Consider the following 19,260-nt stretch of genomic DNA (forward strand, 5'->3'; position numbering starts at 1 on the left):
GATGCGTGACGGCCTTCACATCTTCGACGCGGACCGACACGTCCTGGAGCCCTTGAGCCTCTGGGCGGAGCACCTGGACCCTGGGCTGCGCAAGCACGCGCCCCGGCCCGGTCGGCTCCGGGACGAACCCCTCCAGGCGCGCCTGGAGCGGCTGGGTCCCCAGGGCCTCCTGCCCGTGCAGCCCCTCCCCGAGGTGGACGGAAAGCCCCTGTGGAACCACATGCCGGAGCGCGCGTGGCTGGAGTTCTCCGCGCGCTCGTACCGGCAGCTGGGCCGCAACGAGCTGCTCCAGCGGCCGGACGTGTACCTGGCGGAGATGGACCGCACGGGCGTGGACGTCGCGGCCCTCTTCCCCACGTACGCGCTGCTCCTGGAGGGCTTCTGGCCGCTGAAGCCCCACGTAGCCACCGCCTTCGCGGCCGTCTACAACACCTGGCTGCATGGCTTCTGCGCACATCAGCCGGAGCGCCTCCGGGGCGTGGGCCTCATCAGCCGGCACGAACCGGAGGCCATGGTGTCGGAGTTGCGCCGGGTGGCGGGCTTCGGTTGGCGCGCGGTGATGGTCCGGCCCAACCCCATTGGCGGCCGGCTCCTCTCCGACGCTGCGTATGAGCCCTTCTGGACCGAGTGCGAAGCCCGCTCCATCGCGGTGGTGCTCCACGGCAGCGGCCACGTCTACGTGCCGTCGGCTGGCGCGGACCGCTTCGACACCCGCTTCGCCAACCACGCCTGCGCCCACCCGATGGAGCTGATGATGGGGCTGCTCGCCCTCCTCCAGGGCGGCGTGCTGGAGCGCCACCCCGCACTGCGCGTGGGCGCGATGGAGGCTGGCTGCGGCTGGCTGCCCTACTGGTCCTGGCGCCTGGACGCGGAGCACCAGGCCGTGGGCGCCGAGGTCTCCGCCACCGTCCGACAGGCTCCATCCGCCTACCTGCGCCGGCACTGCTTCGTGTCAGTAGAACCGGATGAGCCCTACCTGCCCGACATGATGCGACATCTGCCCGAGGACCGGCTGCTCTTCGGCAGCGACTTCCCGCATCTGGACCACGGAGACGATGTCCTGGGTTCCATGCTCTCCTTGCGTGACCTGATACCCGAAAGTCGTCTACGAAAGGTTCTCTGGGAAAACCCGACCCGGTTCTACGGTGCGGAACCGTGAGGCCGCTTGCATGAGATTGTCGCTCGCCGAAGGCGTGGCGTTGCGTTGCTCCGACGCGGACGACGCGCGCTTGGAAGGCCCGGGTCGTTCGTTGCGGCTGGGGCTGCTGGCCCCCGGTGTGCGCGCCGTCTTCGAGTCGCTCGCGGACGGCGGCATCCATGAGTCGGAGGTGCCGGCCGCGGCGGGCACGGACGCGTCACTCGCCTGGTACTGGTTGGATCTCGCGGGTGACGGCGGCCTGCTGTCGTGGACGGTGGAGGAGCGCGGAAATCTGTTGATGACGCTGACGCCGGCCTCGGCGTCCTTCCTGCGCCGCCGCGCGACGTTCGACGCGAACCTGCCGTTGCAGCTGTCCCGCTTCGCGCACACGCGGATGGCGGCGGGGCACGCGGTGCTGGACTGCCCCACCGTGCACGCCACCGCGGCGCTGCATGACCGGCGCGTGGTGTCGCTCCTGTTCGACATGGCCCGCCCCACGCTGCTGGCGCGGCTCAACCAGTTCAACACCGGCATCGAGTCCGCCACGCTCCGGGAGCTCGTGCGGCTGCTGGCGGAGACGGGCATCCTCGTGCCCAACGGCCTGGACGTGCCGGCGTCGGAGGAGACGCTCACGGCGCTGCGGCAGTGGGAGCCGCACGACCTGCTGTTCCACCTGCGCTCGCGTGGCTGGGGCCACCAGACGCGCGCGGGCGCCACCTACCGCTTCCGGGGGGAGCTGCCCAGCCCGCCCGCGCTCAAGCCGGCGACGGCGCAGGAGACGCTGGAGCTGTTCCGTCCGGACATGGCGGCGCTGCGCACCGGGGACCTGTCCTTCACCGAGGTGCTGGAGAACCGGCGCAGCCTGCGGGGCCGCGGGTCCACGCCGCTCAACGTGCGGCAACTGGGCGAGCTGCTCTTCCGCGCCGCGCGCGTGCGCGACGTGCGGGCCACGCGCGATGGCGACATCACGGACCGGCCCTATCCCAGCGCTGGCGCGGCGTACGCGCTGGAGCTGTACCCGCTCGTGGGCGAGTGCCAGGGGCTGGCCTCGGGCGCGTACCACTATGATCCGCTGGGCCACCGGCTGGAGCGGATGAGCGGCCCCACGCCGGAGTTCCACGCGCTGCTGGACGAGGCCCGCGCCCCGGTGGAGCCCTTCGAGCGGCCGGAGGTGCTGATGGTGGTGGCCGCGCGCGTGCCCCGGCTCGCGTGGAAGTACGAGACGCTGGCGTACTCGCTGGTGCTGCAGGACACCGGAGCGCTGGTGCAGACGCTCTACCTGGTGTCCACCGCGCTGGGCTTGCGGCCCTACGCGCTGGGACGCAGCGACCCGGACCTCTTCCAGCGCGTGGCGAGCGTGGACGGCTTCGCGGAGGCGTCCGTGGGTGCCTTCGCGGTGTCCGGGGGAGAGCCGTCGTCCGGCGCTCCCTGAAGGGTCCCGCCCCGGGGCTTCCGGCCCTGGGGCTACGGAATCAAAGCCCTGGGAGCCGCCATCAGCAGCAGGGGCTGCCGCAGCAGTGCGAGCGGTTGTACGTGTCCGTGAGGCTGGACAGCGCGACCGCGTGGTCCGCCACGTTGTCCGGCTTCTTCGGCAGGGCCAGCTCCACGTCGGCGCTGGCGAGCTTCCACTCGGTGGCGGCGGCCGGATCCTTCGCGGTGGAGGGGACGACCTTCAGGTGGATGCCGGCGGGCAGCTCGAAGTCGAACCGCTCCTTGAGCGCCTGACGCGGGTCCTTCTGGAGGGCCTTCTCGAAGGCGGCGTCCTTCCACGACAGGGCGACGGCGCGCATCCAGACCGCGTGCCATTCATTCACCGAGGCCTGGGCCCCCTGGCCCGGTGCGCGCGTCTTGCGCGCCAGCGGGCGGGCCTTCGCGGGCGCGGGTGCGGACTTCGACTCCGGCTTCTTCTTGCTCATGTCAGCTGTCTCCTCCCAGCGCATCCAACAGCGCGCGGGCCTCCACGACGGGCGGCGTTCCCAACCCTTCGGTGAAGGTACTGTAGATCGTCTGGAGCCGCTGCCGGGCTTCTTCCTGCCGGCCCGATGCCTGGAGCACCCGGGCCAGTGCAGTAATCGCCTGCAACTCCGGCATCCGCGCGCCCTGCGCATGCGCCACTTCCGCGGCCTGCCGGAAGCACGCTTCCGCCGACGGGGCAGAGTTCCCATCACGCTGGAGAAGCGCCCGGCCCTTGAGCCGGAGGAGCTTCGCCTCGTGGTAGCCCTCGCCCAGGACCTGCGCGCGCTCCCGGCCGCGCTCCACCGAGCCGAGCGCCGCCTCCACGTGGCCCAGCTCCAGCTCCAGCTCCGCGAGGATGGCGTAGTACGCCGGCTGGTCCATCTCCGTGCCGAACGCCTCGCGCATCGCCACGCCCTGCCGCGTCGCGGCCAGGTTCTTCTCCGCCCAGCCGCGCAGGATGCCCACGTAGGCGGACTGCTCCAAGAGGCCGTAGCGTTGCGACAGCTCCGCGTGCTGAGCAATGAGCCGCTGTGCCTCCGCGCGGTCCCCATGCTCCTGCGCCATCAGCAGCAGGTAGATGAACGACAGGCCGATGCTGGTGCCGTGGTTCAGCTCGCGGCCCCACGCCACCGCGGCCTCGCCGTGCGCCTTCGCCTGGTCCGCGAAGCCCAGCAGCCACAGCGCCCGGCACAGCACCGACTCGCCGCCCACGCGCGTGTCCTGCCCGTAGAGGATGCGGTGCATGCGGTGCGCGACGGGGTCGAACAACGCGATGCACCGCTCCGCGCGCGCCTTCGCCTCGCCCAGCCGGCCTTCCAGCAGCTCGCAGTTGGAGAGGATGGTGAGCGCCACCGCCTCCTGGCCCGCGTCACCGGAGGCCTGCGCCAGCGCCACCAGGCGGTCCAACAGCCCGCGCACCCGGCGCTGATCACCCCCCAGGTGGTAGTAGATGGAGAGGACCCACAGCGTCGGGGCCGCGTACGGGCTCTCCCCCACGGTGAAGAGCAGCTCCAGCGACCGCTCGGCCACGGTGCGCAGGTCCTGCGAGCGCCAGCCCTGGGTGGACATCAGCGCGGGCGCGAGCACCCCGTTGAGGCTCAGCTCCAGCTGCGCGCGCTCCAGCGGCTCCTCGATGGCGTCCAGCCACGACAGGCCCAGCCGCGCGAAGAGGATGGCCTCCAGGTAGGCGGAGCGGATGAGCGCGGCGAGCGCGGCCTTCTGCGCGTAGACGATGGCCTTGCGCTTGAGGTTCGCGCTCGCGTGGTGGTGCGCGAGCAGGTCCGGGCGCTCGTTCACGAGGTCCGGGAAGTGCTCCTCCAGCGCCGCCGCCGTCTTCGCGTGCACCTGCTGCCGGTGCCGCTTGAGCATGGAGTCGTACGCCGCGTCGCGCACCAGCGCGTGCTTGAAGAGGTACGCGGGGCCCTTGGGCCGGCGCTTCCTGTGCAGCAGGCCCGCGCCCACCAGGCGCTCCAGGTCCGCCTCCAGCGCCTCGGGCGTCAGCGGGCTGATGTGGCGAAGCAGATCGTGCGACAGCTCACGCCCCAGCACGGAGGCGATCTGCGCCGTCTCCTTGCTGCGGCCCAGCCGGTCCAACCGGGCGACGAGCAGGTCGCGCAGCGTGCCAGGAACCGTGGAGCCTGCCTTGCCCGCATCCAGCGCGAAGCGGCCCTCGCGCTCCACCAGCGCGCCGGACTCCCGCAGCGTGCGCACCAGCTCTTCGATGAACAGCGGGATGCCGTCCGTGCGCGAGGCGATCTCCTCCAGCGCCTCGGCAGACAGCGGGCCTCCCGCCGCGGCCACGGCCAGCCGCTCCACCTCCGCGCGCGCGAGGGCGCCCAGCTGCACCTGCATCACCGACGACGAAGGCCATGGCGGCTCGAACTCCGGCCGCGCGCTGAACACCGCGAACAGGCGCTGCGACGGCACCTCCGCCACCAGCTCCTTCAAGAGCTCCAGCGTGGACGGGTCCGCCCAGTGCAGGTCCTCCAGCGCCAGCACCACCGGCTGCCGCTCCGCCATCGCGGCGAGGAACGCGAGCAGCGCGTGCCGCGTCAGCTCCCGGTGCTTCAGGGGCGACACGTCCAGCGGGGCCCAGCGCTCCGGCGGCAGCGGCAGCGACAAGAGCGGCGCGAACAGCGGCATCGTCTCCGGAAGGTCGAAGCTGAAGCCGGACAGCAGCGCCTCCAGGCCCTTCAGCCGGCCCTCCGGCGACAGGTCGCGGTTCGGATCCACCAGCCGCGTGAGCAGGTCCACCACCGGGAAGTACGCCTGGCTGGAGCTGTCCGCCATGCAGCGGGCCTCCAGCCACGTGTGCGGCTCCACGCCCAGCTTGTCACCCAGCTCACGCGTGAGGCGCGACTTGCCGATGCCGGGCTCGCCGGTGATGAGCACCGCCTGCCCCTGCCCCACGCGCACCTGCTCCCAGCGCGACAGCAGCAGGTCCAGCTCCCGCGTGCGTCCCACCAGCGAGAGCGCGTCGTCCGCGCCGCTCCACGTCGCGTCCGCGCCCTGGAGCACGAACGTCTCCAGGCCGGGAGGCAGCAGGTCGCTCACGGCCGGAGAGCCGGGCGCCATGGGGAAGTGCTTGCGCACGAGCTGCTGCGTGTCCCCGGTGACGAGGATGCCGCCCGGAGGCGCGGACGTGGAGAGCCGGAACGCCAGCTTCGGCGTGGTGCCCACCACGAAGCCCAGCCCGGACAGCGTTGGGTCGCGCTGCTCGCGCGACACCACGAGTCCCGTGTGCACGCCCACGCGGATCTCCACCCGCGTGCCGCGCTCGGCCTCGATGGCACGGCCGCGGCGCTGCACCTCGGCCACCATGTCCAGCGCGGCCTGGGCGGCGCGGCGGGCGTCGTCCTCCCGCGCGGCCGGGTAGCCGAAGTAGAAGAGGACGATGTCGCCGAGCGCGCTGGCGATGTGGCCGTTGTAGCGCCGGGCGATCTCGATGCAGACCTCCTGCTGGGCGCCCAGCACGTGGTCCAACTCCTCGATGTCCACCGGGCCCGGCGCCGTCGCGGTGGCGGACAGCGTGCAGCACACCACGGTGAGCTGCCGGCGCTCCCCTTCCGCCCACCGCCGTGAGCGCGTGGACAGCGCGTGGGGCGTGCGGCTGCTCAGCTCCACCGTCGCCGTCTCCGCGTTGGGGGCCGCGGGCTGGATGCGCACGGGCGCGGGCCGGCGCGGCAGGTTGGACAGGTCCACCGCCTCCAGCTGGCGCAGCAGCACCTCCGCGGAGACGGTGCGCTGGGACGGGTCCTTCGCGGTGGCCTTCTGCAGCAGCTTGCCCACCGGGTGCGCGGCGATGGCCGCGGGGATGGCCACCAGCTCCGCGGAGAGCTGCTGGAAGATGACCTCCGCGACGGTGGCGCCCTCGTAGACGCGCTTGCCGGTGAGGCACTCCAGGAACACCAGGCCCCAGGCGTACAGGTCCGAGCGCGGCGTGGGCGGCTGGCCTCGGAGCTGCTCCGGCGCCGCGTACGACGGCGTGCCCAGCGATTCATTGGTGGACGTGATGCGCGGCTGCGGCTCCGCGCGCGTCAGCTCATCCGTCACGGAGCCGATGCCGAAGTCCAGCACCAGCGCGTTGCGGCGCGCGCCGGTGGGCACCACCATGATGTTCGCGGGCTTCAAATCGCGGTGCACCACGTTCTGCGCGTGCGCGCACGCCAGCGCGTCCAGCAGCTGGAGCATCAGGTGGCGCACCTCCACCGGATCCAGCACGCCCTCCTCCGCGAGCACCTGCGCCAGGTTCTTGCCTGGGACGAACTCGAAGATGGAGTAGACGGCGCCGCCCGGCGCCCGCCCGGAGTCGATGAGCCGCACGATGTTCGGGTGGTGCATCTGCGCGCACAGCTTCATCTCGCGCTCGAAGCGCGCGCTGCGCCGCTCCACCGACTCCGGCGTCGCGCCCTCCGTCAGCCGCAAGAGCTTCACCGCCACGTTCTGGCCGGTGGTCACCTGCCGGGCCTTGTAGACGAGGCCGAACCCGCCCTCGCCCAGCTCCGACAAGAGTTCGTAGCGGCCCTGGAAGGCCTCCAGCAGGTTGGGATCCATTGGGTTCTTCATTTCGCTCCCCGAGCCTCGAACCGCTGGCGACCCTGCCTGGGCAGGGTGATGACGAACTCCGTGAACTCGCCCGGCACCGTCTCCATGCGGAAGGTGCCCTGGTGACCCTGGACGATGATGTCATGGCTGAGCGACAGCCCCAGCCCCGTCCCCTGCCCCGGCGGCTTCGTCGTGAAGAACGGGTCGAAGATGCGCTGCGCACTGTCGCCCGGAATGCCCGGGCCGTTGTCGCGCAAGCGCACCTCCACGGACTCCTGACGTGCCAGGGTGCGGACCTTGAGCACCGGCACGTACGCCGCCCCCTGCGCCTTCCACTTCTGACGCATGGCGTAGAGCGCGTTGTCCACGACGTTGATGATGACGCGCCCCACGTCCGCGCGGACCAGCTCCACGTGCGGCACGGCGGGGTCGTACTCCGCCTCCAGCCGCACGGGCACGGGCTCACCGCGCACGCCGCCCTGCCCCAGGGCCAGGCTCTCCGCGACGAGCGCGTTCAGGTCCACGGCCTCACGCGGGCCCGGTGAGCGGCGAGCGTGCTGGAGCATGCCCTGGATGAGCCCGTCCGCACGGCGGCCGTGCTCGTTGATCTTCTGCACATTGGTGCGCAGGCAGGCGAGCGCTTCATCCACATCGCGCACGGACTCCGGGCCCAGCCGTTCGCGCTGCGGCTCCAGCACGCTGGCCAGGTCCTCCGTGAGGCCCACCGACAGGCCGGCGAAGTTGCTGATGAAGTTGAGCGGGTTTCGCAGCTCGTGCGCCATGCCGCCCACCATCGACGCGAGCGAGGCCAGCTTCGCGTCCATGATGAGCTGCATGCGCTGCACCGTCTCCTCCTCGATGCGGCGGTAGAGCCGGGCGTTCTCCAGCGCGAGCGCCGCCTGCCCCGCGAACGCGACGAGGAAGTCCAGGTCGTCCTCGGAGAAGCGGTTGGGCGTGGAGACGTTGTCCACGTACAGCACGCCCATGACCTCATCCCGCGGCTTGAGCGGCACGCACATGGAGGCGCGGATGGAGCTGAAGATGATGGACTGGGCCGCGTCCAGCCGCGGGTCGTTCACCGCGTCGGAGAAGAGGGCCGCCACGCTGCGGCGCAGGACGTAGTCCACGATGTTCTGGCTGAAGATGGGCCCGCGCACGGCCGTGCCCTCCGCCGTCTTGGACACGCGCGGCTCCAGCTTCCCCGTCTGCTCGTCCAGCAGCAGGATGACGCCCCGGTCCACGTGGAGGATTTGAAACGCGAGGTCCAACACCTTGCCCAGCAGCGTGTCGAAGTCGTCCGTGACGGACAGCAGCTTCGCGACCTCCTGGAGGATGCGCAGCCGCTCCCTCGCGCGCGTCGCCGTGCTGACGGACTCGGACACGGACGGCTCGGGCCCAGTTCCCGGGCCCGACACCGCCTGCACCAGCGTCTTCAGCGGCACCCGGGTGAGCGCGCGCGTGAGCTGGGGGCGGGGCTCGGCAGCGGTCCCGGACGGCGCTCCCGGCAGGCCCGGCGCCACCGCGGGCGGGGCCTCGTGGGTGAGGAGGAAGACCAGCTCCCCCAGGGTCAGCGTGTCGCCGGGGCGCAGCTCCTTGCGGCGGATCTGCACGCCGTTGACGAAGGTGCCGTTCTTGCTCTGCAGGTCGGTGACGAAGAAGCGCCCGTCGGAGGACTCGATGCGGGCGTGCTGGCGCGACAGGCTGCGGTGCGGGATGCAGATGGACTGGTCGTCGGCACGCCCGATGGTGAGCGGCGCGTCCCCCAGCGGATAGGACAGCTCGTCCGTCTGGCCTGGGTTGTAGACGAGCATCGGCACGGCGGACCCCCTCGGAGGGGGTAGCCTAGCCGAAAGAGGCCCGGCGCCGGAGCACCGACCCGTCCAGCGCCGCCAACGAGGGCCTGCCCGCCAGCGCGAGCGCCAGCTCCAGCTCCTCGCGCAGGAGCGACAACAGGTGGCCCACGCCCTCCTCGCCGCCCGCCGCGAGCCCCCAGTACACCGGGCGCCCCACCATCACCGCCTTCGCGCCCAGCGCCAGCGCCTTGAGCACGTCCGTGCCCCGGCGGATGCCGCCGTCCACCAGCACCTCGCACCGGCCGCGCACCGCCGCCACCACCTCCGGCAGGGCCTCCAGCGGAGGAAGGGCCCCGTCCAGCTGACGGCCGCCGTGGTTGGACACCACCAGCCCGTCCACGCCCGCCGCCACCGCGCGCTCCGCGTCCTCCGCCGTCAGCACGCCCTTGAGGAGCACCGGCAGCTTCGACACCGAGCGCACCCACGCCACCGCCTCCCACGTCAGCGCGGTGTCGAAGTCCCGCGACGCATGGGCCGCGATGCCCGACTCGCCCGGCGCGCGGGTGGCCAGGGCCTGGCTCACATCCAGCTCGAAGTTGGCCGCGCGCACATGGGCCGGCAGGCCGAAGCCGCTGCGCATGTCCCGCATCCGGCGGCCCAGCCGGGGCGTGTCCACCGTGAGCACCAGCGCGCGGTAGCCCGCGGCCTCCGCGCGGCGGATGAGCGCCGTCGTCACCGCGCGGTCGCGGAAGCAATACACCTGGAACCAGAGCGGCCCTGACGCGGCACGGGCCACGTCCTCCAGCGTGCGGCTGGCCATGGTGCTCACGGTCATCAGCCCGCCCAGCGACCCGGCCGCGCGCGCGGTCGCCACCTCTCCGTCCGGATGCGCGAGGCACTGGTACGCCATGGGCGCCACCACCAGCGGGTGCGAAAGCGTCGTGCCCAGCAGGCTCACGGAGGTGTCGCAGCGGGACACGTCCACCAGCACGTTGGGCCGCAGCCACCACGCGTCAAAGGCCTTGCGGCTGTCGCGCAGCGACGACTCGTCGTCACTGCCGCCGTACACGTAGTCGAAGACGTCCGCGGGCAACTTCGCGCGGGCCTGCTGCTCGTACTCGTCCAGGCACAGGGGACGCATGGGCCGTCAGCTTCGCGCGAGGACGCGGCCCAGCCGGGACACGGCCTCTTCGATGACGGCGGGCTCGGCGTGGGAGAAGTTGAGGCGCAGGCCGTGCGACGCGGTCCGTCCACCCGCCACGGAGAAGGCCTGCCCGGGAAGGAAGGCCACCTGGACCTCCTCCAGCGCGCGGCCGAGCAGCACCGTGGTGTCCACGCGGTCGGGGAACTCCACCCAGACGAACATGCCGCACGCGGGCTTCGTCCACCGGGCGCCATGCGGAGCGAGGTGGCGCTCCAGCGCGGCGAGCAACGTGTCGCGGCGCTCGCGGTAGCCCGCGCGCAATTGCTCCAGGTGCGCCGGCAGCCCGCCGGACTCCAGGAACGCCAGCACCACGCGCTGGGCGAACGTCGTGGTGTCGATGTCGCTCGCTTCCTTCACCGTGGCGAGCCGGCCGACCATCGCCTCCGGCACCACCACCCAGCCCACGCGCAGCGCGGGCGCCAGCACCTTGGAGAAGGAGCCGACGTAGTACACCCACCGGTCCTCCAGCCCGCGCAGCGCCGGCAGCGTCTGGGGCTCGTACTGGAGCAGCCCGTACGCGTCGTCCTCGATGATGGGCAGCTGGTGTTCGCGCGCCAGGGCCACCAGCCGCTGACGCGACTCCAGCGGCATGCTCACGCCCAGCGGGTTGTGGCCGTCGCTCATCGTGTACAGGAGCGCGGGGCGCTCACCGCGCTCCAGCAGCACCCGCACCGCGTCCACGTCGATGCCCGTCTCCGGGTGCGCGGGCACGGTGAGCCGCTTCGGCTGGAACGGATCCAACACCTGCTGGAAGCCCGAATAGACGCGGTCCTCCACCAGCACCGTGCCGCCGGGATCCAACAGCAGCCGCGTGAGCAGGCTCATCCCCTGCTGACCGCCCGCGGTGAGGAACACCTGCTCCGGCACGCACGTGACACCGCGCCGGGCCATCAGCGCCACCACCTGCCGGCGCAGCGGCTCCAGCGTGGGCCGGTACTGGAGCGCCAGCGGCTCCTCCGCCATCACCTTCGCGGCGGCCGCCGCGAGCCCCGCGGACGGGAACAGCGACGGCGCGGGGAGCCCCAGCGCCAGCGACAGGATGCCCGGCCGGTGGATGCGCTGGAGCATGTCCTGGATGGCGGACGGCTTCAGCTCCCGGGCCCACGCCGCGAGCGGCAGGGACACGGCCTCGCCCGTGGCCGCGCTCACGCCTGGACCCGCGCGTAGTCCCGCTCCACCGCCTCGAACAGCGCGCGGATGTTGGCCCCTCCGAAGCCACGCGCCTCCTGGCGCTGGATGGCCTCGAAGAACAGCGTCTGACGGGAGTGCACCGAGCGGGTGAACGTCTGCAACAGCGTCCCCCACTCGTCGCGGTCCACCAGGATGCCCAGCTCGCGCAGCGGGCCCATGTCGAAGGACAGCGCGCCCAGCCGCGACTCCAGCCGCTCGTAGTACCGCGCCGGGATCTGCAGGAACGGCAGGTGACGCTGCAACTGGCGCACGCACCCGACGATGTCCGTCGTCAGCATCGCCAGGTGCTGCACGCCCGGGCCACCGTGGCGGCGGAGGAACTCGCCAATCTGGCCGGGGTTCTCCCGCGACAGCGGCTCCTGCAGCGGCAGGACGATGCGCGACGACGGGCTCTGCACCACCTTGGAGTTCATCCCGCTGGCGTCCGTGTGGACGACCTCCTGGTGGGACTGATGGAAGCCGAAGACGTGCTGGTAGAAGCGCACCGTCTCATCCAGCGTGCCCGGCTCCAGACAGATGGCCAGGTGGTCCAACCCGGTGAACAGCGCCGCGTCCAGCGTCACGGGCGCCTCGCACGCCACCAGCCCCGGCGGCAGGAAGGTCCCGGGCGCCGCGTCGCTCTGGATGAGCGAGTGCACCACGTCCCCCATCGCCGCCACGGTGGCCTGGAGCATGCGCCGGCCCGCGCCGTCCTTCCCCGTCACCGGCTCACGCAAGGGCTGGGCCCCGCGCTGCGTGACATGGCCGAACGCCGCCAGCGCGTCCTTCGTGCGCAGCGCGATGTCCCGGACGCCGTCGCCATGCCGCTCGACGAACACCGAGGCCGCGTCGTCCGCCGTCAGCCCCTGCGTCAGCAAGAGCCGCAGCGTCCCCTGCCGCAGCAGGACCGAGCGCCGCCCCACCAGCCCCGTCTCCGGACCGCCCTCCGCCATGCGCGTGAAGCCCAGGCTGTCCGTGTAGAAACCGGAGGCAGCCGCAGCGTCGCCGACGCAGAGCTCAACGTACTCGATATCATCGAAATACATGAATGGAGGTCCTGTCCCGGTGATTTCTGATTGGCGCGGAGGATAGACGATCCAGGCGACAGCAGCGCCTGCTTTCTCGACCGTCCAAAACAGCTGGATATTCGCGGTACGTACCCTCTACGCGGCGCTCGCCGCGGAGGCAAGCAGGCCCCTGTCCCTCAGTGTGTCGAGGATGCGCTCGAGCCCCGCTTCCACTGTCTCTGAATCAGAACGAACAATGATTTCAGGTGTTTCAGGCGGCTCATAGGGATCCGACACCCCCGTGAAGTGGGGGATCTCCCCCGCCAGGGCCTTCTTGTAGAGCCCCTTCACATCCCGGGCGACGAGGGCCTCCAGGCTTGCCTGGACGTACACCTCCAGGAACGGGATGCCGGCCTGGGTGGCCAAAGCCCGCACCTCGTCCCGCGAACTCTTGTACGGGGAGATGGCGGCGGTGATGACGCCCACCTCGTGCTTCGCGAGCACCCGGGCCACGTAGCCGATGCGGCGGACGTTCTCCTCGCGGTCCGCGCGGGTGAAGCCCAGGCCGCGGGACAGGTACGTGCGCACCTCGTCCCCGTCGAGCAGCTCCACGCGCTGCACGGGCGCGAGCTGCCGCACCACCGCGGTGGACAGCGTGCTCTTGCCCGCGCCGGACATGCCGGTGAACCAGAGGATGAAGCCCGGACGCGGATGCATCGTCGTTCTACCTCTCCACGGCCGGGCCGTTGATCATCCCGGCGCCCACGGTGGCGTTGGTGCCTTCGTCAATGAGGATGAAGCTGCCGGTGCTGCGGTTGCGGCGGTACTCGTCGAAGAAGAGCGGCACCGTCGTGCGCAGCGTCACGCGGCCCACCTCGTTGAGCTTCAGGCCGGTGCTCTCTTCGTCGCGGTGCAGCGTGTTGACGTCCAGCCGGTAGTGCAGCTGCTTCACCATCGCGCGCGCCATGCGGGTGGTGTGTTTGATGGCCAGCCGCGCCCCGGTGTTGAGCACCGTCTGGTCCGACAGCCAGCACACCATCGCGTCCAGGTCCTGGCTCGCGGTGGGTGGGTTGCCCGGCCGGCACAACATGTCGCCGCGGCTGATGTCCAGCTCCTCCTCCAGCGACACGTTCACCGACATGGGCGGGAACGCCTCCGTCACCGCCTTGCCCGCCAGCTCCAGCGACTTGATGCGCGTGGTGAAGCCGGACGGCATCACCATCACCTCGTCGCCCGGCCGCATCACGCCGCCCAATACCTGACCGGAGTACGCGCGGTAGTCGTGGAACTTCTTCGCGGACGCGGGCCGGATGACGCCCTGCACGGGGAAGCGCAGGTGGATGAGGTCGCGGTCGGACGCGATGTGCACGTTCTCCAGGTGGTGCAGGAGCGTGGGGCCCTGGTACCAGGGCATCTTCTCCGAGCGCGTCACCACGTTGTCCCCGCCCAGCGCGGAGATGGGGATGAACGACAGGTCCGACACGTCCAGCTTCATGGAGAACTGGCGGAACTCCTCGCGGATGCGCTCGAAGACGCCCGCGTCGTAGTCCACCAGGTCCATCTTGTTCACGCACAGCACCAGGTGCGGCACGCGCAGCAGTGACGCGATGAACGCGTGCCGCCGTGTCTGCTCCAGCACGCCCTTGCGCGCGTCCACCAGGATGAGCGCCAGGTCCGCCGTGGACGCGCCCGTCACCATGTTGCGCGTGTACTGCAGGTGCCCCGGCGTGTCCGCGATGATGAACTTGCGCTTCACCGTGGAGAAGTAGCGGTACGCCACGTCAATGGTGATGCCCTGCTCGCGCTCGGCCTTGAGCCCGTCCAAGAGCAGCGCCAGGTTGACGTACTCGTCGCCGCGCGCGTGGCTGGTGCGCTCCACGGCGGCGAGCTGGTCCTCGAGGATGGACTTCGTGTCGAACAGCAGCCGCCCGATGAGGGTGCTCTTGCCGTCATCCACGGAGCCCGCGGTCGCGAATCTCAGCAGTTCCACTAGAAGTATCCCTCGCGCTTGCGGTCTTCCATCGCCGTATCACTGAACTTGTCGTCGGTGCGGCTGGCCCCGCGCTCGGTGACGCGCGACGCGGTCACCTCCGCGATGACCTGCTCCACCGTCGCCGCGGTGGACTCCACGCACGCGGTGCACGTCATGTCGCCCACGGTGCGGAAGCGGACCGTCTGCGTCGTCACCTGCTCGCCGGGCATCGTCTGCAGGTACGGCGACCACGCCATCAACATCCCGTCGCGGCGGAACACCTCGCGCCGGTGCGTGTAGTAGATGGACGGCAGCGCCACGTTCTCCCGGCCGATGTACTGCCAGATGTCCAGCTCGGTCCAGTTGGAGAGCGGGAAGACGCGCAGGTGCTCACCCCGGCGGTGGCGGCCGTTGTACAGGCCCCACAGCTCCGGCCGCTGGTTCTTCGGATCCCACTGGCCGAACTCGTCGCGGAAGGAATACACGCGCTCCTTCGCGCGGGCCTTCTCCTCGTCGCGCCGCGCGCCACCGAAGACGGCGTTGAAGCCGTTCTTCTCGATGGCCTCCAAGAGCGGCTGCGTCTGCAGGCGGTTGCGCGACGCGCGCGGGCCCTTCTCCTCCGTGACGCGCCCCGCGTCGATGGCCTCCTGCACGGACGCGACGATGAGCCGCGCCCCCAGCTCCGCCACGCGCTGGTCGCGATACTGGATGACCTCCGGGAAGTTGTGCCCCGTGTCCACGTGCATCAGTGGAAACGGCAGCGGCGCCGGCCAGAAGGCCTTCACCGCCAGGTGCAACATCACCGCGGAGTCCTTGCCACCGGAGAAGAGCAGCACGGGCCGGTCCAGCTCCGCCGCGACTTCCCGGATGATGAAGATGGACTCGGCTTCCAGGGCCTCAAGATGTGAAAGCTCGTAGCTCACGGGCAAGCAAGGTAGCACAACCGGCTTTCCACCCAACCGTGGCCATGAAAGTTTTCCGGGTGCCGCGCGGTGAGACACACCGGATGCGACATGCGGGAGCGGGCCATGAAACACACCCACCCCACCCGTCAGGATGGCTGTCTCTCCGGGATGCTCCCAGAAGCTCGGAGATGCTCCGAGCTGCTCGGAGTGCTCCACGAGTGGAGGCGTTGGCCTCACCCTGCGTGCGGGAAGGCATTCCGTGGGCGCGGCGCATGGTATAGACGGCCGCCCCATGCGAAGCGCGACCACCCCGACGCCCCCTGTCCCTGATCGCTGGTTTCCCTCCCGCAAGCCGCTGCCGGAGCCGCGGCTGCGCCTGTTCTGCCTGCCATTCGCCGGCGGGAGCGCGGCCATCTACACGCCCTGGGCGAATGCGCTCCCCGCGGGCGTGGAGCTGTGCGCGGTGCAGCTGCCCGGCCGGGAGCGGCGCCTCATGGAGCCCGCCTACAAGTCGCTGCCGGCGCTGCTGGACGTGCTGATGCCGGTGCTGACGCCGCTGATGGACCGGCCCTTCGCCATCTTCGGCTACAGCATGGGGGCGCGCATCAGCCTGGAGATCTGCCGCAGGCTGCGCAGCATGGGGGGACCCCGACCGCTGGGCCTCATCGCGGCCGCGGCGCCGCCGCCGTCGCACAACGAGCGGGAGCCCATCCACCAGCTGGATGATCCGGGCTTCATCGCGAAGCTGCGCGATTACGACGGCACGCCCGAGGAGGTCCTCCAGCACAAGGAGCTGCTGGAGCTCATCCTCCCCACGCTGCGCGCGGACTTCGCCCTGGCCTGGTCGGAGAATGGCGAGGACGCGGCGCCCCTGGACATCCCGCTGTCCGTGTACGGCGGCAAGGCGGACAAGCACGTGGGCATGGACCGCATGGAGCACTGGCGCTCGCAGTCCAACGCGGAGGTGCGCATCCGCGAGTTCGAGGGAGGCCACTTCTTCATCCGCACCCACGGGCCGCCGGTGCTGGCCGCGGTGCGCGAGGACCTGACGCGCTGGATGGCCCCCGTCCGCTAGACGGTCACGATGAGCGGCGGAGCGTCCCCGTCGAGCGGCACGGTGTGCTGCCAGCGCACGGTGAGGGGCCCGCCCCGGGGCCGGCGGAAGGCCACCGCCGCCTGGTGGCGCTCGGACGGCTGGTGCTGCACGAACTGCCACACGTCCGGCACGTCCCCCATCCGGGGGTCGAAGGTGATGCGGGGCATCTGGCCCGGCACCAGGTCGAACGCGAACTGATCCAACGGCAGGGACAGGCCCGCGCCGCGCGCCTTGATGTAGGCCTCCTTCAGGGTCCAGTACTCGAAGAAGCGCGCCTGCTGGCGCTCCTTCGGCAGCGCGCGCAGGGCCTGCACCTCCGAGCGGGCGAAGTAGTGGTCCGCGATCTCCACCGTCTCCCCGGACCGCTGCGCGTCCTCGATGTCCGCGCCCAGGTCCACGTCCCGGCCCACCGCGACCAGGGCCATGCCGTCCGTGTGGCTCAGGTTGAAGCGCAGCCACTGCCCCTCCGGGCCGACGATGGCGGGGCGTCCGTACTCGTTCGGGACGAAGCGCCACGCCTCCGGCGCGACGGGCGCGTAGCGCGACAGGGCCAGCCGCACCAGCGCGTGGGACACGAGGTACTGGTGCCGGTGGCGCTCGAAGTGGAAGCGCCGCTGCCGCTCGCGCTCACCGGCGTCCAGCAGGGGCAGGTAGGCCGCCACCAGCCGAGGGTCGACGATGCGCTCGGGCTCGACGAGCCACACGTGGACCTCGTCGGGTGGCAGGGCCAGGGGCACGAAGGGGGAGGACGCGATCATGCGGCGAAGGGAAGCAGGATCCGCCACCCATGTCACGGGGGCTGGCCGCTCCCAGGTGGGGCCGCGTAGGCTTCGCGGTCCGCGGGCCCACGCCGGGCGCGCCCTCCGGGTGAACCGACATGGACCTGTCCATCGCGACGACGAAGCTCCAGGCGCTGCGCGGGGACATGACCGGCCACACGAACCGGGACGACGAGCGCCGCATCCTGGACCTCTTGAAGGGCGCCACGGGCGAGGAGCTGAACTTCCTCTTGTCCAACGTGGACCTGGTGCGCCTGCTGTCGGACGTGGACGACCGGCCGGTGGGCCCCGACCACCACACGGAGCTGCTGGACCTCCTGTGCACGCACCGGGCCCCGGAGCTGTCCCTGCCGGTGCGCGCGTCGCTGGCCACCGCGCTCCAGAAGGGCGCCACGCACTCCCAGGCCGAGCGGCGGCTGCGCGACCTGTTCCTCGCGCTCAAGGGCCGGGAGCTGACCGCGTTCAAGAACCTGCTCGACGCGGGCGGCGACTACCACGACCTGCAACACCTGCTCTTCGACGACGTGGATGACCTGACCGTGCGCACGGAGCTGCTCACCCACTTCCAGCGCGAGGCGGAGGCGGTGCCCAGCGGCGAGAACAAGATCCTCAGTGACATCGACGACACGTTCTTCGCCAACTGGGTGGACCCGCGCTACCCGAAGAAGACGGTGTACCCGGGCGTGCTCACGTTCTACCAGGAGCTGGACCGGGGGCCGGGCCTCATCCCGGGCCGCGCGGGCGACCTCACGTTCGTGAGCGCACGGCCGCAGGATCCGCTGGGCCTCATCGAGAACGCCACGCTGGAGTCGCTGCGCGAGCGCGGCGTCCCGCTGGCGGTGATGCTGTCCGGCAGCTTCATCTACCTGGTGGGCAACACGCGCATCGCGCAGAAGAAGTTCGACAACTTCGAGCGCTACGCCCGCCTCTTCCCCGAGTATGGCTTTGTCTTCGTGGGCGACAGCGGCCAGGGCGACGTGGAGTTCGGCGCGAAGATGCGCGCGGCCCAACCGCAGGCGGTGCGCGCCGTGTTCATCCACGACGTGGTGGCGACGCCGGAGCCGAAGCGCGAGGAGTGGCGCGCGCAGCACGTCTTCTTCTTCGACACCTACGTCGGCGCGGCGGTGGAGGCATTCCACGCGGGCGTCCTCTGCCGTGACGGCGTGGACCGCATCGCCGCCGCCGCGGTGGAATCCCTGGCGGCCATCGCCTTCACCTCCCCCGCCCAAAGACAGGCGCGCGAGGCGGAGCTGGCGCGCGACCTGTCCCGGGTGCAGGCCCTTCCCCGCGCAATGCCTGCCTGAATATCGACCGGGGTGCGGCGTCCTGACGCGCGCCCCGGAACACTTCCTCCGGGAACCGAAAGAAGCCCATCGCCATGTCCCGCATGCTTGCCCTGACGTCCGCCGCCGCCCTCTCCCTCTTCTGCGCTGCCTGTAACGGAGGCGACGAGGACGACGACAACACGCCCCAGGAGCAGCTCAAGGACACGCGCGCCAACGTCACGGGCACCCACCCCGTCCAGATGAGCATGCGCATCCCGGGCATCCCCGAGGAGCCCGAACCCTTCCCGACCTCGTTCACCCTCACCCAGGACCCGGCGTCCCAGGACGGCCTGCGCATCTCCTTCCTGTTCTACGACTGCGACCTGACCGGGACGATGACGGGCGAGTCCACCTTCAAGGTGAACCCCGGCACCTGCCTCCTCGCCCTTCCCATCGAAGACGAGGAGGGCTGCGCCGTCACGCTCGCCTTCACCGGGGGCAGCGGCGGACGGGACTCCGCGCAGGCCAAGATCCACGCGACCTTCACGGGCCTCTACACCCTGGCGTGCGAAAGCGAAGGCCCGGGCACGCCCATCACCACGCCCGTCACCGTGGAAGTCGTAGGCACCTGAAACACCGCCCCCCTCCCATGAGAGGGATTGCGCCGCGCGGCAGGTTCTTCAAATGCCATCGGCTCCGGCGGGCGCGGCGTGGGCGCGGCGTGGGCGCGGTGGGGCTGGGCTGGGAGTACGTGGGCTCCGCGCCCCCCAAGTCCTTCAGCGAGCTGTACGACCTCGCGTTGATGCCGACCCCCTGACAGGGCACTGCCCCCCGGTCCCGAGCAGTTGGCGCGACGTGGGGGGCACCCCCACCTTCCGGACGCTTCACACGGGTGGAGCGTCCGGTGGGGTCGGGGTCGTGGGCGTCAGGG

General features: G+C 71.1%; 16 protein-coding genes. 6 read left to right on the plus strand and 10 right to left on the minus strand.

Annotated elements, in window-relative coordinates:
* Position 1 precedes the first annotated feature (1 nt).
* Positions 2-1,159, plus strand: coding sequence for an amidohydrolase family protein (locus D7X12_RS00260; RefSeq protein WP_120623246.1), 1,158 nt, complete (start codon positions 2-4; stop codon positions 1,157-1,159).
* Between the two features lie 10 nt (positions 1,160-1,169).
* Entirely contained in the window at positions 1,170-2,570 is a 1,401-nt protein-coding gene (locus D7X12_RS00265; protein ID WP_120623247.1) for a SagB family peptide dehydrogenase, read from the plus strand.
* A gap of 61 nt (positions 2,571-2,631) precedes the next feature.
* Here D7X12_RS00265 and D7X12_RS00270 read toward each other — a convergent pair whose 3' ends face one another.
* From D7X12_RS00270 to cysD, 9 genes are all read right to left on the minus strand, one after another.
* Positions 2,632-3,054 (minus strand): BMA_0021/BMA_0022 family TOMM bacteriocin, encoded by a 423-nt coding sequence (locus D7X12_RS00270; protein WP_158619907.1) that lies wholly within the window; start codon positions 3,052-3,054, stop codon positions 2,632-2,634.
* Between the two features lies 1 nt (position 3,055).
* Positions 3,056-7,147, minus strand: coding sequence for a TOMM system kinase/cyclase fusion protein (locus D7X12_RS00275; RefSeq protein ID WP_244224255.1), 4,092 nt, complete (start codon positions 7,145-7,147; stop codon positions 3,056-3,058).
* A gap of 8 nt (positions 7,148-7,155) precedes the next feature.
* Entirely contained in the window at positions 7,156-8,949 is a 1,794-nt protein-coding gene (locus D7X12_RS00280; RefSeq protein WP_120623250.1) for an FHA domain-containing protein, read from the minus strand.
* A 31-nt stretch (positions 8,950-8,980) separates the two neighbouring features.
* Positions 8,981-10,072 carry an alpha-hydroxy acid oxidase gene (locus tag D7X12_RS00285; RefSeq protein ID WP_120623251.1) on the minus strand — a complete coding sequence of 364 codons (1,092 nt, stop codon included), beginning with the start codon at positions 10,070-10,072 and terminating at the stop codon, positions 8,981-8,983.
* A 6-nt stretch (positions 10,073-10,078) separates the two neighbouring features.
* Positions 10,079-11,284 carry an aminotransferase-like domain-containing protein gene (locus tag D7X12_RS00290; protein ID WP_244224256.1) on the minus strand — a complete coding sequence of 402 codons (1,206 nt, stop codon included), beginning with the start codon at positions 11,282-11,284 and terminating at the stop codon, positions 10,079-10,081.
* Positions 11,281-12,351 carry a 4-hydroxyphenylpyruvate dioxygenase gene (gene hppD, locus D7X12_RS00295; RefSeq protein WP_120623252.1) on the minus strand — a complete coding sequence of 357 codons (1,071 nt, stop codon included), beginning with the start codon at positions 12,349-12,351 and terminating at the stop codon, positions 11,281-11,283. Before hppD ends, D7X12_RS00290 begins: the two co-directional genes overlap by 4 nt.
* Positions 12,352-12,468: 117 nt before the next feature.
* Positions 12,469-13,029 carry an adenylyl-sulfate kinase gene (cysC, locus tag D7X12_RS00300; protein ID WP_120623253.1) on the minus strand — a complete coding sequence of 187 codons (561 nt, stop codon included), beginning with the start codon at positions 13,027-13,029 and terminating at the stop codon, positions 12,469-12,471.
* 7 nt (positions 13,030-13,036) lie between these two features.
* The gene (locus D7X12_RS00305; protein WP_120623254.1) at positions 13,037-14,302 is read right to left on the minus strand and encodes a sulfate adenylyltransferase subunit 1; all 1,266 of its coding nucleotides are present in this window, start codon (positions 14,300-14,302) and stop codon (positions 13,037-13,039) included.
* Positions 14,302-15,207, minus strand: a complete 906-nt coding sequence (gene cysD, locus D7X12_RS00310; RefSeq protein WP_208718740.1) for a sulfate adenylyltransferase subunit CysD — start codon at positions 15,205-15,207, stop codon at positions 14,302-14,304. The genes D7X12_RS00305 and cysD overlap by 1 nt, the downstream gene beginning before the upstream one ends.
* 274 nt (positions 15,208-15,481) lie before the next feature.
* Here cysD and D7X12_RS00315 point away from each other — a divergent pair, with 274 nt between their 5' ends.
* Positions 15,482-16,264 carry a thioesterase II family protein gene (locus D7X12_RS00315; RefSeq protein ID WP_120623256.1) on the plus strand — a complete coding sequence of 261 codons (783 nt, stop codon included), beginning with the start codon at positions 15,482-15,484 and terminating at the stop codon, positions 16,262-16,264.
* On the opposite strand, the gene D7X12_RS00320 is transcribed toward D7X12_RS00315, so the two are convergent.
* Positions 16,261-17,043 carry a 4'-phosphopantetheinyl transferase family protein gene (locus D7X12_RS00320; protein WP_120623257.1) on the minus strand — a complete coding sequence of 261 codons (783 nt, stop codon included), beginning with the start codon at positions 17,041-17,043 and terminating at the stop codon, positions 16,261-16,263. The genes D7X12_RS00315 and D7X12_RS00320 overlap by 4 nt on opposite strands.
* 119 nt (positions 17,044-17,162) lie before the next feature.
* Between D7X12_RS00320 and D7X12_RS00325 the strand changes: the two genes are divergently transcribed.
* The 3 genes from D7X12_RS00325 to D7X12_RS42725 all read left to right on the plus strand — a co-directional run bounded on the left by D7X12_RS00325 (position 17,163) and on the right by D7X12_RS42725 (position 19,146).
* Positions 17,163-18,368 carry a phosphatase domain-containing protein gene (locus D7X12_RS00325; protein WP_120623258.1) on the plus strand — a complete coding sequence of 402 codons (1,206 nt, stop codon included), beginning with the start codon at positions 17,163-17,165 and terminating at the stop codon, positions 18,366-18,368.
* A 74-nt stretch (positions 18,369-18,442) separates the two neighbouring features.
* Positions 18,443-18,961 carry a hypothetical protein gene (locus D7X12_RS00330; protein WP_120623259.1) on the plus strand — a complete coding sequence of 173 codons (519 nt, stop codon included), beginning with the start codon at positions 18,443-18,445 and terminating at the stop codon, positions 18,959-18,961.
* A 17-nt stretch (positions 18,962-18,978) separates the two neighbouring features.
* Positions 18,979-19,146, plus strand: coding sequence for a hypothetical protein (locus D7X12_RS42725; protein WP_158619908.1), 168 nt, complete (start codon positions 18,979-18,981; stop codon positions 19,144-19,146).
* Positions 19,147-19,260: the final 114 nt, after the last annotated feature.

Source organism: Corallococcus sicarius (assembly GCF_003611735.1).
GTDB lineage: Bacteria > Myxococcota > Myxococcia > Myxococcales > Myxococcaceae > Corallococcus > Corallococcus sicarius.

What these genes read in the sequence shown, in the direction of transcription:
- D7X12_RS00260 (WP_120623246.1), top strand. Translation starts at nt 2, where the DNA reads ATGCGTGACGGCCTTCACATCTTCGACGCGGACCGACACGTCCTGGAG.
- D7X12_RS00265 (WP_120623247.1), top strand. Translation starts at nt 1,170, where the DNA reads ATGAGATTGTCGCTCGCCGAAGGCGTGGCGTTGCGTTGCTCCGACGCG.
- D7X12_RS00270 (WP_158619907.1), bottom strand. Translation starts at nt 3,054, where the DNA reads ATGAGCAAGAAGAAGCCGGAGTCGAAGTCCGCACCCGCGCCCGCGAAG.
- D7X12_RS00275 (WP_244224255.1), bottom strand. Translation starts at nt 7,147, where the DNA reads ATGGATCCCAACCTGCTGGAGGCCTTCCAGGGCCGCTACGAACTCTTG.
- D7X12_RS00280 (WP_120623250.1), bottom strand. Translation starts at nt 8,949, where the DNA reads ATGCTCGTCTACAACCCAGGCCAGACGGACGAGCTGTCCTATCCGCTG.
- D7X12_RS00285 (WP_120623251.1), bottom strand. Translation starts at nt 10,072, where the DNA reads ATGCGTCCCCTGTGCCTGGACGAGTACGAGCAGCAGGCCCGCGCGAAG.
- hppD (WP_120623252.1), bottom strand. Translation starts at nt 12,351, where the DNA reads ATGTATTTCGATGATATCGAGTACGTTGAGCTCTGCGTCGGCGACGCT.
- cysC (WP_120623253.1), bottom strand. Translation starts at nt 13,029, where the DNA reads ATGCATCCGCGTCCGGGCTTCATCCTCTGGTTCACCGGCATGTCCGGC.
- D7X12_RS00315 (WP_120623256.1), top strand. Translation starts at nt 15,482, where the DNA reads ATGCGAAGCGCGACCACCCCGACGCCCCCTGTCCCTGATCGCTGGTTT.
- D7X12_RS00320 (WP_120623257.1), bottom strand. Translation starts at nt 17,043, where the DNA reads ATGATCGCGTCCTCCCCCTTCGTGCCCCTGGCCCTGCCACCCGACGAG.
- D7X12_RS00325 (WP_120623258.1), top strand. Translation starts at nt 17,163, where the DNA reads ATGGACCTGTCCATCGCGACGACGAAGCTCCAGGCGCTGCGCGGGGAC.
- D7X12_RS00330 (WP_120623259.1), top strand. Translation starts at nt 18,443, where the DNA reads ATGTCCCGCATGCTTGCCCTGACGTCCGCCGCCGCCCTCTCCCTCTTC.
- D7X12_RS42725 (WP_158619908.1), top strand. Translation starts at nt 18,979, where the DNA reads ATGAGAGGGATTGCGCCGCGCGGCAGGTTCTTCAAATGCCATCGGCTC.